Below are 14,019 nucleotides of genomic sequence, written 5' to 3'. Positions count from 1 at the left end.
CCGTCCGATCAGTTGTTCTGCGGGAAGCCGAGATTCAGGCCGCCGTGACTGGGATCGAGCCAGCGGGAGGTGACGGCCTTGGTGCGGGTGAAGAAGTGCACGCCGTCGATGCCGTGCGCATGCGAATCGCCGAAGAGTGAATTCTTCCAGCCACCGAAACTGTAATAGGCCATGGGCACCGGGATCGGGACGTTGATGCCGACCATGCCGACCTCGACCTCATTGTGGAAGCGCCGGGCCGCACCGCCGTCATTGGTGAAGATGGCGGTGCCATTGCCGTACTGATTGGCATTGATGAGCGCCAGCGCCTCGTCGTAGGTGTCGACGCGCACCACCGACAGCACCGGGCCGAAGATCTCGTCGGTGTAGACGCTCATCTCGGTGGTCACATTGTCGAGAATGGTGGGGCCGAGCCAGAAGCCGTCCGCCGCGCCGTCGGCCTGCACCGTGCGCCCGTCGAGAACGACTGTCGCACCGGCGGATTCGCCCGCCGCGATATAGGAGGCGACCTTGTCGCGGTGCGCCTGCGTGACCAGCGGACCCATATCGGAATCCTTGGTGCCGTCGCCGGTGCGAATGGTCTTGGTGCGCTGGGCGATCCGCGCCACCAGGTCATCGGCGATCGGTCCGACCGCGACCAGTGCGCTGATGGCCATGCACCGCTCGCCCGCCGAGCCGAAGCCCGCGTTCACGGCGGCGTCGGCGGCCAGATCCAGATCGGCGTCGGGCAGCACCACCATATGGTTCTTGGCGCCGCCGAGGGCCTGCACCCGCTTGCCGTGCGCGGTGCCGCGCTCGTAGACGTACTTGGCGATCGGGGTGGAGCCGACGAATGACACCGCCTTGATCGCAGGGTTTTCCAGCAGTTCGTCCACGGCGACCTTGTCGCCCTGCACCACATTGAAGACACCGGCGGGCAGTCCGGCCTCCTCCCACAGGGCCGCGGTCCACAGTGCCGCCGACGGATCCTTCTCACTCGGCTTGAGCACCACGGTGTTGCCGGCGGCAATGGCGAGCGGGAAGAACCACATGGGCACCATGGCCGGGAAATTGAACGGCGAGATGATCGCGACCGGGCCCAGCGGCTGGCGAATGGAGAAGATATCCACCTTGCTGGAGGCGTTCTCGGTGTAGCCGCCCTTGAGCAGATGCGGTATGCCGCAGGCGAATTCGACAACCTCCAGGCCGCGCGTCACCTCACCGAGCGCATCGGAGAGCACCTTGCCGTGCTCGGCGGTGATGAGCGCCGCGATCTCCTCCTTGCGTGCGTTGAGCAGCTCGCGAAAGCGGAACAGCACCTGGGTGCGCTTGGAGAGGGAGGCGTCGCGCCAGGCCGGGAACGCTGCGGCGGCGGCATCGACGACCGCTCGCACGTCGGCGGCATTCGCCAGCGCGACCTGTCCGGTCACCAGGCCGGTCGCCGGATTGGTCACGGGCGCGGTGGCCGTGCTGGTGCCAGTGAATGACTTGCCGTCGGCCCAATGCGCGATGGTCTGCATATCTCCTCGATTCGATGGATGGAACGGGCTCCGCAGAGCGAGATGGGCCCGACCCCCAGCACCGGCATGGCGGGGGTCGGGCCTCGGAGGCGGGCGTGGGGCGGAACCGCCGACGGCTACCGGAAGCCACGGTCCGGATGAGGACCAGCTGGGACTTGCCGGTATCGGAGAAGCCGTCGGGCGGGACTGCGGTGGCCCGATCCCTACTCTTCATGAACATTGTCGCTGCGACCCCCGACGTTTTGTACGTGATTCCGGCATTCGTATTACGATTCGTAGGTGCTCCTCTCCGTCGCTGATGTCCTGGCGATCCCCGTCGTGCGCGCCGGGCAGCCGGAAGTCGTCGGCGGTGGGTCACTGGACCGGCCGGTGCGCTGGGTGCACGTCAGCGAACTCTCGGATGTCGCGAAACTTCTGGTCGGCCGGGAACTGATCCTGACCACCGGGCAGGCGTTGTCGCGCAGCGATGCCGCCACCGTCGAATATCTGGAATCCCTGGCCGCCGCCGGGGTATCGGGCCTGGTCGTCGAATTGGGCACCTACATACGGGAATTGCCGCCGATCGTGGCCGAGACCGCCGACCGGCTGCAGCTGCCGATCGTCGCGCTCGGCCGGGTGGTGCGGTTCGTCGAGGTCACCGAGGCGGTGCACCGCGTCATCGTGGCCGACCAGTACGCCGAACTGGAATTCGCGCACAGCGTCCACGAAACCTTCACCGATCTCAGCGTGCGCCGCGCGTCCCTGGCCGAAATCGTGAAGACCGCTGCCGGTCTGCTCGACGCCTCCGTGGTGCTCGAGGATCTGACCCACCGGGTGCTCGCCTCCACCGCTCGCCACACCGCGACCTCGACGCTGCTCGACCATTGGGAAACCACGTCCCGCCTACTGCCCGACCACGATGCGAATGTGGTTCCGGTCGGCCCGCATATGCAGCGCTGGGGCCGGCTCATCCTGCGCTCCAGCCGAGTGCCCGATGCCCGCGCCCGCATGGTTCTCGAGCGCGCCGCGCAAACTCTCACGCTGCATCGCATGGTCGAGCGTGATCGCTTCGGCCTGCACCGGCAAGCGCAGACCGGTCTCATCGACGACATGATCAACGGCCGTCTCACCGACGAGCGTGATGCCATCGCGCTCGCGGCCACCCTCGGCCTCGCGCGCCGGGCGCGCTACGTCCCGCTCGCAATAGACGTAGCGGCGGCTACCGAATCCGATCCCGTTGCCCACCAACGTCGCACCGCCGCAATTCTCGACGCGGCGCTGCACGGTGTGGCTCTCGCCAAGGCGACCGCGCTGGCCGCACCCGATCACGGCAACCGTGTGAATCTTGTCCTGGCGGTTTCTCGTACCGGTGATCTCGACGCGGTCCTCACTGCGGTGTGTACCCTGATGCTCGGCGAAATCCGCCGTGTACCAGGCGTTGACCGTGCCGTTCTGGGCGTCGGCGCAGAATCCGATTCACTCCTGGACACCGCCCGTGAACTCTCCCAGGCTGCGCACGTAGCCGAAGTCGCACTCTCCCTGGCGTCTTCCGCGCCCCGCTCGTTCTATCGCAGTGGTGACGTTCGGCTGCGCGGGCTGCTCTCCCTCATTCGCGACGAACCCGGGGTGCAGCGTTTCGCCGAAACGGAGCTCAGCGCCCTTCTCCGGTACGACATCCGCCAATCAGCCGACCTGACCCGCACCCTGCGCCAATTCCTGGACCTGGCAGGCAATAAGACCGAATTGGCCAAGCGCCTGAACATCAGCCGCCCCACCCTCTACGACCGCCTCTCTCGCATCGAACGCATCCTCGATGTGGACCTCGACGACGGCGAGACCCGCACCTCCCTGCACACCGCCCTGCTCATCCGCGATCTCACGGTCCCCGGCGAGCTATAGGCGGCCGTATCGGCTTGACCCTGACGCGACGTAAGGCTCGACGATCAGGGCATGAGCGAATACATCAGTCCCGTTCCCATGCCCGCACTCGATGCGGTCGCTCCCGAGCTGTACCGCGGCTACTACGGCATGCCGATGTTCATCATCGTGCCGACCGCGGATCTCGCCGCGTCGCAGGATTTCTGGATGCGCGGCCTCGGATTCATCGACATCTTCACCGTGCCCGACCGGCTGATCCACCTGCGCCGCTGGGCATTCCAGGATGTGCTGCTGGTGCCGGGGGAGCCCGCCGCCGAGGCGTCCGCGATGAGTACCAGCTTCGCCTGCGTGCTCGGCCAGATCGAGGTGATCGCCGAGCGCTGCGAGCAGCTGGCGCCCGGATGCGCGAGCGACCCGCAGGAGATGCCGTGGAACTCCCGCGAACTGACCGTCATCACGCCGGAGAACGTGCGCGTCGTCATGACCGCCGCCCGTCCGCTGGACCCGCGCAGCCCGCAAGCCGACCAGTTCCCAGCCCTCTTCCGCGATTGCCCGGAATCTCCCCAATTCATCACGCCCCCAATCACATTCGACATCTCCCATCGCGGAGACTGCCGGGATATGGGACGAATCCGGCGCCCGGTGCTCTCCTTGTGTCCGTAAACGCAACCACAGCCGGTCGACCCAGCTGGGAGGGCGATCGCGCTCTCAGCTGCGGAAGGTAAACCGGGTACGGCACCCAGGGTTCCCCCGCCTCTTCTTTGTCCTGCAAGCCAATAAGCCACCCCCACCCCCTCGGATCGAAAATCACATGGTCGGCCACCGTCCGTGACGCATTCGCCCTCAATGGCGACCCTCGCCCAGATCCGCAACCCTCGCCCTCAGCGCCCCACATATCCGGGCCTCATCAGGGAGCTTCCCGATGTGCGGCAGCAACCAGAGTGCTTCTCTTAATAGACAGGCCAGTGGTCCGAACGAGGGGAGTCATCGTGAACGCGGCTGTTGTCACCACCTGGGTTTGGTTAGCGCTCGAGCTCTACCTGCGCATACGCGACGGATTGCAGCGGAGAGGATCGACTGCGCGAGATCGTGGAACCCGTTTCGTAATCTTGCTACTGATGTTCCCGTCAGTGCTGGTGGCGAGCATCGTCGCAGGTGTGCTGTCCTCGAACAGCCCCCTACGCTTCCCCGGCCCGCACCTGTTCTGGGAGGTCGTCGGCGTCGTCGTGATGTGGCTGGGCCTGATCCTGCGAGTATGGGCAATTGCGGTGCTGGGCAAGTCATTCCGCACCACCGTCGAGGTCGATGCCGGTCAGTCGGTGGTGGATCGCGGTCCGTATCACTGGATCCGCCATCCCTCCTACACCGGCGTCCTGCTCGTGACCCTCGGTTTCGGTCTCGCAGCGGACAACTGGATCTCCTTGCTCATAGTGACGATCATCCCCACCTACGGCCTGATGCGGCGCATCGATGTCGAGGAGAAGGCTCTGGTCGAGACCATGGGGCGGCCGTACGAGACCTATCGATCCACCACCAAGCGCCTGGTCCCCGGAGTCTGGTGAGCATTGCCGCGCCCTCCCGCCTCAGGCCGGGTTGGCGCCCATCGGGTTCGGGTACGGGACCACGCCGCTGTGTGCGACGGTCTTCGCGGCCGGAATGAGCGCCGCGAGGGCCGCGGCAATCTGCGGGACGTCGCGGTAGGCGGTCATGGCCAGCTCGTCGGTGCGGGATTCGATATGGATGCGAAGGTCGCGGCCGGTATCGGTGATGCCGGTGTCGCGCAGCAGGCCGCGGGACTGGAGGCGGTGTTGGGCTGCGGCCCAATCGGTTTCGGTCCAGCCGCGATTTTCGCGCCACATCGCCTCCGGGGTGCCGGTGTAGGCGGAGAAGAGGACGTGCGCTTCGCAGCCGTCGATGCCCTCGGCGAGCAGGCAGGCGACGTGACCGTCGCCGCGATGCTCGCGCAGCGTGGTGGCGGCCTGCCAGAGCGCCTCGGCGGGGTCGGCCGGGGTGGGAAGGTCGCGATTGGCCGCGAAGAGCGCTCGGCCGGGCGCGGGAGCTCCGGCGATGGCCGCCTGTAGTGCGGGCAGGGCCTCATCGATTACAGCGGTGAGATCAGGGACCAGCGCCTGCAACACCCCAGCGGCGACGGTGCGCCGGGTAGTCAGGGCAATCTCGGGGGTGGCGAAGGTCCAGGCGTCAGGAATGGCACGCCGGATCATCGCCGGGTGGAAGTTGTAGAACGTCGCTTCGATGACGCCCGGTCCGACGGCGCCGAGGGGCGCGGATCGGGTGGCGAAGTAGCCCATCCAGTAGCCGCGGAAGCCGGCGGCTTTATTGGCGGCACTACAGTCGGGCGCGAAATAGGTCACCGCGTGCAGGGGCTCGAGCACCCGCCACATGGCGCGGGCGAAGTCGTTGTCCATTCCGTCACATTACTTGCTAGGTTCATCCTACTAGAGTCAGATTGTCGTCGATTCTCGGACAATCGTGGATTGTGCTGCGCCACAGTCGGATTGCTACCCCGACGAATTGTAAGATTACGCACTCGAATCCGTGCTCAATGTAAGGTGTGTGACCTGGGTCACTATATTGATTTCCGCTGGTAACGCTGTTTCATATCCAGGCAACAATCGGCCCCGCACAATCCTCACAGGTCAAGCGACCGAGACGAGGAGTTATATCTATGGCATCGACCCGGACCGAGGCGGCCTACAGCGATCGGCTGATAGCCGTCGAGCCCGGCGGCGACGACTACATCCCCGACAGCGCGCGGCACGGCACGCCACGAAAACTGTTCTGGACGTGGATGTCGCCGAATATGGAGTTCGCGACGATCTTCGTCGGCGTACTCGCCGTGACCGCCTACGGGATGAACTTCTGGCAGGCGAGTCTGGGTCTCGCGATCGGCGTCGGACTCGGCGCCGTCGCGCACTATCTGCTCTCGGCTCGCGGACCCCTGCACGGTGTGCCGCAAATGGTGCTGGGCCGCTTGGGATTCGGCTATCTCGGCAATGCGCTGCCGGCTGGATTCATGGCAATCATGTGCGGTGTCGGCTGGTTCGCCACCAATAGCGTCAGCGGCGCCTTCGCGCTGAACTCGCTGACCGGTCTGCCGAAACTGCCGTCACTACTCGTCATTGTGCTGGCGCAGACCGCTTTCGCATTCTTCGGGCACAATCTGGTGCAGGCATTCGAGCGAATCGCCTTCCCGCTCTTGGCAATCGTCTTCGCCATTGTCACCGTGGTGATCTTCAGCAAGGCCGATCTGGGTGCACCCGCACCGGCCGGGGGAGCGGGCGGTATGGGCGGCTTCCTGCTCACCGTCGGCACCGCCTTCGGTTACGGAGCGGGCTGGAACCCCTACGCCGCGGACTACTCCCGCTATCTGCCGTCGTCGGTCTCCCGGACCGCTACCGGCCTCTACGCCTCCGCCGGACTGTTCATCTCCTGCGTCTGGCTCAGCATTGTCGGCGCTGCCTCGGCCACCCTGGCCGCCACGGCCGACGGCAGCCCGACCGATGTATTCACCGCGAATCTGCCCTCGTTCCTGGCGAAACTGACCCTGCTGGCCATCGCGGTCGGTGCGGTCGCGGCCAATGCGCTGAATGTCTATTCGGGCGCAATGGCTTTCGTCACCATGGGGTTCAAATTGCCGGTGCGCACCCAGCGGGCACTGGTCTCGGCCGTCTTCGGTGTGGTCGGCTTCCTGGTCGCGTGGTGGGCCCTGCCCGACGCTGCGGCCAACTACGAGGCGTTCCTGCTGATCGTCGCCTATTGGATCGGCCCGTGGCTCGGCATCGTCTTCGCCGACCAGTACCTGCGTCGCGGCCAGCGCATCGACCACCTGCTCTACGACCGCTCTTACACCAACTGGGGCGGTGTGGCGGCCTTCCTGGTCGGCCTGGTGGTGTCGGTGGTGCTGTTCTCCAACCAGGCCAAGTTCGTCGGTTACGCGGCGAAGGCCTGGCCGCAGCTCGGCGATATCACCTTCTTCGTCGGCTTCCTGATCTCCGGCGCGTCCTACCTGCTGGTCAACCGTGCGCGGATCTCGCGTGCGGCGGTGGCAGCATGATCGGCATGATCACCGCGAAAGATCTGCTGGTCACCGCCTATGACGAGGCGCAGCTCGGACTTGCCGAGGGCGGCATTCCGATCGGCGCCGCACTCTTCGACTCGGAGGGAAACCTGCTCGGCCGCGGCCACAATCGCCGGGTCCAAGCCGGGGACCCCAGCCTGCACGCCGAGACGGACGCCTTCCGCAATGCCGGTCGCCGCCGCGACTACCGCGACACCATCATGGTGACCACACTGTCGCCCTGCTGGTACTGCAGCGGGCTGGTCCGCCAGTTCGGTATCGGCGCGGTTGTGGTCGGGGAGTCGATCACCTTCACCGGCGGCCACGAATGGCTTGCCGCACACGGAGTCTCGATCACCGTGCTGGACGATCCGGCCTGCGTGGACATGATGGAACGCTTCATCGCCGACCGGCCGGAACTCTGGAACGAGGACATAGGGGTAGCGGAGTGAATGCCATCGCGACCGTCGATATGAACCGCTGGCGCGCGGGCGGCCCGGCCGCGGCACAGGTACTGCGCGAGGTCGACGAGGGCATGCAGCGGGCCGGATTCCTGCTGGTGCGCGGACATGGTGTGCCGGAAGGGCTTCCAGGTGCGCTCCGCGCCGCCGCCCGCCGCTTCTTCGCCCTCCCCGAGGAGGTGAAGCAGCGCTATGCGACCGCCGTCGGCGGCCGCGGCTGGATCGGTCCCGGCCTGGAGGCCAATGGTTACTCCGAGGGCACCGAGACTCCGCCCGATCTGAAGGAGACCTTCGCCGTCGGCGCGGACACCCGCACCGGCGACAGGCTCGTCGACGAAGTGTGGTTCCTCGACAATGTCTGGCCGGAGGAGGTGGCCGAGCTGCACGCGCTGTCCACCGCCTATATCGAGGCCATGCGCACGCTGTCCGACGAGCTGCTGGCCCTGTTCGCAGCGGCACTCGAGTTGCCGCACAACCCTTTCCAAGGTTTGTCCGCCCGCCCCACCTGGACCTGCAATATCAACTGGTATCCGCCGCTCACACACCTCGGCGCGCCCGAACCCGGCCAGTTCCGCATAGGACCGCATACCGATTTCGGCACCGTCACCGTGCTCGATCGTGAGCCCGGAGCCGGCGGCCTGCAGGTCTACACCGACGAAGAGGGCTGGGCGGACGCACCTTTCGATCCGTCCGCGCTGACCGTGAATATCGGTGACCTGCTGGCACATTGGAGCGGTCAGCGCTGGCCGGCCGGCCGCCACCGGGTGCTGCCCCCGCAGGAGACGGCCCCGGACGAGGATCTGGTCTCGCTCATCTACTTCTACGAACTCGATTACGATGCTCGCGTCACCCCGCTGGCGCCGCCGATCGGCCGCATCGACGGCCTGGAACCGGTGGTGTCCGCCGAGTTCCTGCGCACCCGACTGGACGCCATCACCTTGGGTTGAGACCATCTGGCGAGTTCCTGCGGCCGTCGGGAGTGTGGCGGCCGCAGGGGCGAACTCAGGCCGGGGATTTCAGCGGCGCGGCAATACCCGCTGTAGCGCTACGGGTTTGGGGCCGGGAACCGTGCAGACTGACTGTCAGTAGTGCGAGCGCGCCCAATGCGAGCACAACGCCGATCCATCCGAGCGACCCTGCTCCCCATGTCTGCAAGCCGATTCCGCCGATCGCGCCGCCCAGGGCAATGCCGAGATACTGTGCGGACGCATTGAGCCCCAGCAGCAGCGGCGATCCCTGCGGTGCGAGCTCCATCAGCCGATGCTGTTGTGCCACAGCCCAAGTCCAGCCGGGAAGCCCGAAGGCGGCGGCCCAGATCGCGGCCGTGAGTAGTGAATGACCGGCCACCGGCGCGAAGGCCAGGACGACCGCCGCACCCCCCACCGCGACGGGCAGGATGCGCCGGGAACCCAGTCGATCGACGAACCGTCCACTCAGAGTGCTGCCCACTACGGCCATGAGTCCATAGATCCACAGCAGCAACGCGAATCGCCCCGGGCTGCCGCCGGTCGCATGCAGCAGCACCGATCCGAGGTAGGTGTAGACGACGAACTGCCCACCGAACAGCAGCACGGTGTGTAGCACTCCCGTCGCAATAGTCTTGTCGCGCAGCGGAATCAGCCGCTCCCGCAATGATGTGGGTGCGGGCAGTCGCACAATCGGTACCACCTTCGCGACGCCGAGGAATGCGATGACGCCCAGCGCCACCACCATCCACAGGGTGGCGCGCCAGTTCAGTGCCCCGCCGATCCATGATCCGATCGGCACACCGAGCGCCGTTGCCACCGTCAGCCCGCCGATCACCACCGAGATCGCGCGCCCTCGACGTTCGGGTGGCGACAGCGCCGCCGCGACCGCGGTGGCATTGGGCGTGTACATGGACGCGCCCGCCGCCGCGATCACTCGCGACGCCAATACCAGTGCGAACGATCCAGCCAGCGCGGTAACCACATTGCCCAGTACGAACAGCGACAAGGCCGCCAGCAGAACGTGTTTGCGCGACAATCGCGCCGTCACGGTCGCCAGCACCGGTGACAACACCGCATAGGACAGCGCGAATACGGTGACGAGTTGCCCTGCCGCCGAGGTCGAAACGTGTAGATCGGCGGCGACCGGAGCGACCAGCCCGGCGGTGACGAAGGCATCGATGCCGATGGCAAATGTGCCCAGCGCCAAGGTAATCAGACGTGAATTCACCCGAGGCTCCTGCGGGAGTGGGGCGGGAAGCCCGCGTAAGTTTGATGACTGTCAAACTATGCGGGACGGTTGGATAGGTGTCAAACGATCGAACCGTGGAGTAGCTTGTCGCTATGCGGTACCTGCCACAGCCTGCTGTCGACGACATCGAGTTCGTCGAAGTCATGCACGCCCTGTCCGACCAGGTGCGATTGCGGCTGCTGACGGCCCTCGCCGACGATGCCGAGCACGCTTGCACCGCAGCCGCCGAGGGCATCGAGGTCCATAAATCGACCACGTCCCATCACTATCGGGTGCTGCGAGACGCCGGGCTGATCAGCGCTCGGCAGGATGGCCGCAACCGCTTCATCCAGCTTCGGCGCACGGATTTGAACATCCGTTTTCCCGGTGTTCTGGATGCCGCCCTGGCCGCCGGCGCAACCGTGATCGCTGCCGCGGAAGCCGGGAGCGAACCCTCCTGAGCTGCCCGGGAACATCCGTGGACGCACCGGGGTTGGCCAGAATCATGACTACGGTGGGATTGATCGGGAGCGGCAATATCGGCGGGACGCTGGCAAGACTGGCCGTCGCAGCCGGGATCGATGTGGTGCTGAGCAATTCCCGGGGGCCCGAGACATTGGCCGATCTGGTGCAGGAGCTGGGGGAGCGGGCCCGCGCCGGAACTCCGGAGGAGGCCGCTGCGGCCGGAGACATTGTGGTGGTGACGGTTCCGCTGAAGGCCTACCGCGACGTGCCGGCGGACCCGCTGGTCGGCAAGGTCGTCATCGATACCAATAACTACTACCCGGAGCGTGACGGCGAGTTCCCGGACCTGGAGGCGGGAACGGCCACCAGCAGCGAGCTACTACAACGACATCTACCGCGCTCACGAGTGGTGAAGGCGTTCAACAACATCTACTTCAAGCATCTCGCGGTACTCAGCCGCCCCGCCGGTGCGTCCGATCGGACCGCCCTGCCGATCGCGGGCGACGACACCGACGCGAAAGCCGCTGCCACACAATTCATCAATGCGCTGGGCTACGACGCGGTCGATATCGGCAGCGCGAGCGACAGCTGGCGGACCCATCCCGATACTCCGGCCTACGGTGCGCCGTACGCGGCCGCCGCTCCCTTCTGGGAGAACGACGCGGCCCCGGCCGATGCCGAGACTGTTCGCAAGGCGGTCGATGCCGCCGAGCGGTGAGTCACTCCGGCCCAATGCTGAAATCCATTGGGCGAGTTGCCGGACCGGACCTTATGGCATCCCCTCGAATGCTGTGATGTCCGGGCCGGTCAACCTGATTTTCTTCCCCCGAGGCTAGCTCCGGGACGACGGTGTCAGGTTCGTCGCGCGGTGCTCAGCGCAGGCGATCCGGTGGTGGATCAGTCGTTGCAGATGGCCGCGCGCACGATGCTCGAATCGCCGTACCAGAGCGCGGAGCTCTCCGCCTCGGCCGGTGTCGAGCCGTAACCGCCGGTGTACTTGTTCATGCTCGCCGAGTACGCGACCGAGCCGCAGCCGGTGAAGGAGGCGACGGTCGAGCAGTCGCTGAAACCGCACTTGGCCTCGGCGGCCTGGCTCGCGGCGGACTCGGAATCGTAGTTCCACGCCCAACCCAGATCGCCATCGCCGGAGACGGCAATGGCGCCCCAGTTGGCGGAGGCCGACGCCGGTGCGGCGGGCAGCACGGTGGCGAGAGCGGCGAACGCGATACCGGCGGTACCGAGAAGGATCTTGCGCATGGGTGTTCCTAGCTGTGTGTCGAACCGATAGTGCAGCGGTCGAACGAATTCGACCGTGCGACCCACTATCGCCGACGGTACCGACAGGCGTTAACGGCTGGAGGAACACTCAGAGGGGAAGGCGCTCAGCGCTTTTCCTGTCCGGAAAGATCAGTTACCGGCCCAGCGATTGGCCGTGATTTCATACCCGGGCAGGCCCGCGGTGGACACCTTGGACTCGTAGATTCGCACGTAACCGGTGCTCGTGATCCGCCAGATGCCGTCCTCGCGGCGGTAGGTGTCGTTGTAGTACGCGGCCCCGCGAATCAGCAATTGATAGTCGGGGACTATGACCGTGTCCTCCAAACACCAACTGCCGGTGGCCGTATCGCCGTCGACCTGGATCTCCGGGTGGTTGGCCACGTGCACGGTGATGATGTTCCCGCTCAGCGCGCCCTGCATATAGTCGACAATCTGGTCCCGACCTGTGAATTCGGCCGGCATGCCGCCGGACGGCGACCCGTACGAACCGATCACATCCGTGCTGAGCGTCTCGCCGAAATCTTTCCACTGCTTGAGGTCCAGCGTCCGCAGATAGCGGTACTTGAGCGTGCGAATCTCCTCGACTGCATTCAAATCCATGGTGAATTGGACCACAACCAACCAAGCATTTGCTACCCTCCCGGAATGATACCCACCCTGGTCTGGGGCACCGGCAATGTCGGCCGCGCCGCTATCCGCGCGGTGGCCGCGCATCCGGCGCTGAAATTGACCGGCGTGCTCGTGCACAATCCGGCGAAAGTGGGACGCGACGCGGGTGACCTCGCCGGGCTCGACACCGAACTGGGAGTGGCGGCGACCGACGATATTGCCGCCGCGCTCGCCGAAGCACCGGGCGCGGTTGTCTATGCAGCCTCGGGCGATATCCGCCCCGACGATGCCCTCGCCGACATCCTGCGCGCGCTGCGGGCGGGCGCCGTGGTGGTGACACCCGCGCTGTACGCCCTCTACGACCAACAGAATGCCCCGGCCGAACTCCGTGAGGCGGTGCTCGCCGCGATCGCCGAGGGCGGCGGCTCACTGTTTGTCTCCGGCGTCGATCCAGGCTGGGGCAATGATGTGCTGCCGCTGCTCATGAGCGGGCTCGGCAGCACCGTGGACGTGGTGCGCTGCCAGGAGATCTTCGACTACACCACCTATGACCAACCCGATTCGGTCCGCTACCTGGTCGGTATGGGACAGCCCATGGACTACGACCCGCCCATGCTCATGGCCTCGGTGCCGACCATGGTGTGGGGCGGGCAGATTCGGCTCATCGCGCGCGGGCTCGGCGTCACCATCGAGGAGATTCGCGAGGTGGTGGAACGCCGCCCGCTCGAAGCCACCGTCAGTACCCAGCTCATGGGTGAGTTCGAGGCGGGCACCCAGGGCGCGATCCGTTTCGAAGTGCAGGGCATTGTCGACGGCCGCCCGCGCATCGTCATCGAACACATCACCCGCATCCACGCCTCCTGTGCCACCGATTGGCCGCTGCCGCACAGCGGCGCCGGCGCGCACCGCGTGATCATCGAAGGCCGCCCGCACATCGAGGTCACCATTCAGGCCACCGATGAGGGCGGCAATCACTCCGCGGGCGGAAACGCCACCGCCGTAGGCAGATTGGTCGGCGCCATCGACTGGCTGGTGGCCGCCGAACCCGGGCTCTACGACGCCCTCGACATCCCACTGCGACCCGGCACTCTCGGAAGGAACCAGCCGTGATCATCGACATTCCCGAAGGCAAGGACCCCATCGGCTACGTATGGGGTGAAATGGTGCCCGGCATCGGCATCGCCGCCTCCAACTTCGCCCTCGCCGTCTACTCGCACTCCACCCTCGGACTGCGCGAATTCGAAGCCGCCCGACTGCGCATCGCGCAGATCAACGGCTGCCTGTTCTGCCTGGACTGGCGGACCGACCGCAATGGCGAAAAGGTCGAGGAGTCCTTCGAGGAGGACGTAACCGACTGGCGCACAACCGAATCCTTCGACGACCGCACCCGCCTGGCCGCCGAATACGCCGAACGCTACGCCCTCGACCACCACAACCTCGATGACGAATTCTGGACCCGCATGTTCGCCGCCTACACCCAGGCCGAAGCCGTCGAACTCACCATGTGCCTCGGTTCCTGGCTGGCCTTCGGCCGCCTCAACCACGTCTTCGGCCTCGACGCCGTCTGCGTACTCCC

General features: G+C 66.0%; 15 protein-coding genes. 10 read left to right on the top strand and 5 right to left on the bottom strand.

Translation table 11 applies throughout. From position 1 onward, the window contains the following. Nucleotides 1-8: 8 nt before the first annotated feature. Nucleotides 9-1,499 (bottom strand): CoA-acylating methylmalonate-semialdehyde dehydrogenase, encoded by a 1,491-nt coding sequence (locus JWN03_RS23700; RefSeq protein WP_297619019.1) that lies wholly within the window; start codon nucleotides 1,497-1,499, stop codon nucleotides 9-11. A 279-nt stretch (nucleotides 1,500-1,778) separates the two neighbouring features. Between JWN03_RS23700 and JWN03_RS23695 the strand changes: the two genes are divergently transcribed. From JWN03_RS23695 to JWN03_RS23685, 3 genes are all read left to right on the top strand, one after another. Further along, nucleotides 1,779-3,377, top strand: a complete 1,599-nt coding sequence (locus JWN03_RS23695; protein WP_297619017.1) for a PucR family transcriptional regulator — start codon at nucleotides 1,779-1,781, stop codon at nucleotides 3,375-3,377. Nucleotides 3,378-3,428: 51 nt separating this feature from the next. Continuing rightward, nucleotides 3,429-4,019, top strand: a complete 591-nt coding sequence (locus JWN03_RS23690) for a VOC family protein (RefSeq protein WP_297619014.1) — start codon at nucleotides 3,429-3,431, stop codon at nucleotides 4,017-4,019. 278 nt (nucleotides 4,020-4,297) lie between these two features. Then, nucleotides 4,298-4,918, top strand: coding sequence for a methyltransferase family protein (locus tag JWN03_RS23685; protein ID WP_366914466.1), 621 nt, complete (start codon nucleotides 4,298-4,300; stop codon nucleotides 4,916-4,918). 21 nt (nucleotides 4,919-4,939) lie between these two features. Here the strand turns inward: JWN03_RS23685 and JWN03_RS23680 are convergent, their stop codons facing one another. Further along, nucleotides 4,940-5,782: an SCO6745 family protein gene (locus JWN03_RS23680; RefSeq protein WP_297619008.1), complete on the bottom strand. Its 843-nt coding sequence runs from the start codon at nucleotides 5,780-5,782 to the stop codon at nucleotides 4,940-4,942. Between the two features lie 260 nt (nucleotides 5,783-6,042). Here JWN03_RS23680 and JWN03_RS23675 point away from each other — a divergent pair, with 260 nt between their 5' ends. From JWN03_RS23675 to JWN03_RS23665, 3 genes are read left to right on the top strand one after another with little or no spacing between them, the layout of a single operon-like run. Next, nucleotides 6,043-7,431, top strand: a complete 1,389-nt coding sequence (locus tag JWN03_RS23675; RefSeq protein ID WP_297619005.1) for a purine-cytosine permease family protein — start codon at nucleotides 6,043-6,045, stop codon at nucleotides 7,429-7,431. Between the two features lie 5 nt (nucleotides 7,432-7,436). Further along, the gene (locus tag JWN03_RS23670) at nucleotides 7,437-7,886 is read left to right on the top strand and encodes a nucleoside deaminase (protein ID WP_441343041.1); all 450 of its coding nucleotides are present in this window, start codon (nucleotides 7,437-7,439) and stop codon (nucleotides 7,884-7,886) included. Continuing rightward, a complete protein-coding gene (locus JWN03_RS23665; protein ID WP_297619002.1) occupies nucleotides 7,883-8,842 on the top strand; it encodes an isopenicillin N synthase family dioxygenase in 960 nt (319 codons plus the stop codon). The genes JWN03_RS23670 and JWN03_RS23665 overlap by 4 nt, the downstream gene beginning before the upstream one ends. Nucleotides 8,843-8,897: 55 nt before the next feature. Here the strand turns inward: JWN03_RS23665 and JWN03_RS23660 are convergent, their stop codons facing one another. After that, entirely contained in the window at nucleotides 8,898-10,091 is a 1,194-nt protein-coding gene (locus JWN03_RS23660) for an MFS transporter (protein WP_297618999.1), read from the bottom strand. A 113-nt stretch (nucleotides 10,092-10,204) separates the two neighbouring features. Here JWN03_RS23660 and JWN03_RS23655 point away from each other — a divergent pair, with 113 nt between their 5' ends. Continuing rightward, on the top strand, nucleotides 10,205-10,552 hold the full coding sequence (locus JWN03_RS23655) for an ArsR/SmtB family transcription factor (protein ID WP_297618997.1): 348 nt from the start codon (nucleotides 10,205-10,207) through the stop codon (nucleotides 10,550-10,552). Nucleotides 10,553-10,596: 44 nt separating this feature from the next. Beyond that, a complete protein-coding gene (locus tag JWN03_RS23650; RefSeq protein ID WP_297618994.1) occupies nucleotides 10,597-11,274 on the top strand; it encodes an NADPH-dependent F420 reductase in 678 nt (225 codons plus the stop codon). A 179-nt stretch (nucleotides 11,275-11,453) separates the two neighbouring features. Here the strand turns inward: JWN03_RS23650 and JWN03_RS23645 are convergent, their stop codons facing one another. Continuing rightward, on the bottom strand, nucleotides 11,454-11,813 hold the full coding sequence (locus JWN03_RS23645; RefSeq protein WP_297618993.1) for a DUF4189 domain-containing protein: 360 nt from the start codon (nucleotides 11,811-11,813) through the stop codon (nucleotides 11,454-11,456). A 150-nt stretch (nucleotides 11,814-11,963) separates the two neighbouring features. Beyond that, the gene (locus tag JWN03_RS23640; RefSeq protein ID WP_297618991.1) at nucleotides 11,964-12,434 is read right to left on the bottom strand and encodes a nuclear transport factor 2 family protein; all 471 of its coding nucleotides are present in this window, start codon (nucleotides 12,432-12,434) and stop codon (nucleotides 11,964-11,966) included. Between the two features lie 45 nt (nucleotides 12,435-12,479). Here JWN03_RS23640 and JWN03_RS23635 point away from each other — a divergent pair, with 45 nt between their 5' ends. Further along, nucleotides 12,480-13,553: an NAD(P)H-dependent amine dehydrogenase family protein gene (locus JWN03_RS23635; protein ID WP_297618988.1), complete on the top strand. Its 1,074-nt coding sequence runs from the start codon at nucleotides 12,480-12,482 to the stop codon at nucleotides 13,551-13,553. Continuing rightward, a partial coding sequence (locus tag JWN03_RS23630) for a carboxymuconolactone decarboxylase family protein (protein ID WP_297618985.1) occupies nucleotides 13,550-14,019 on the top strand: 470 nt, incomplete at its 3' end. The genes JWN03_RS23635 and JWN03_RS23630, both read left to right, overlap by 4 nt.

The sequence above is a fragment of the Nocardia sp. genome (genome assembly GCF_025465275.1).
Lineage (GTDB): Bacteria > Actinomycetota > Actinomycetes > Mycobacteriales > Mycobacteriaceae > Nocardia.
Note: the sequence above shows the minus strand (reverse complement) of the source record. Positions and strands in the feature narration are given on the sequence as shown.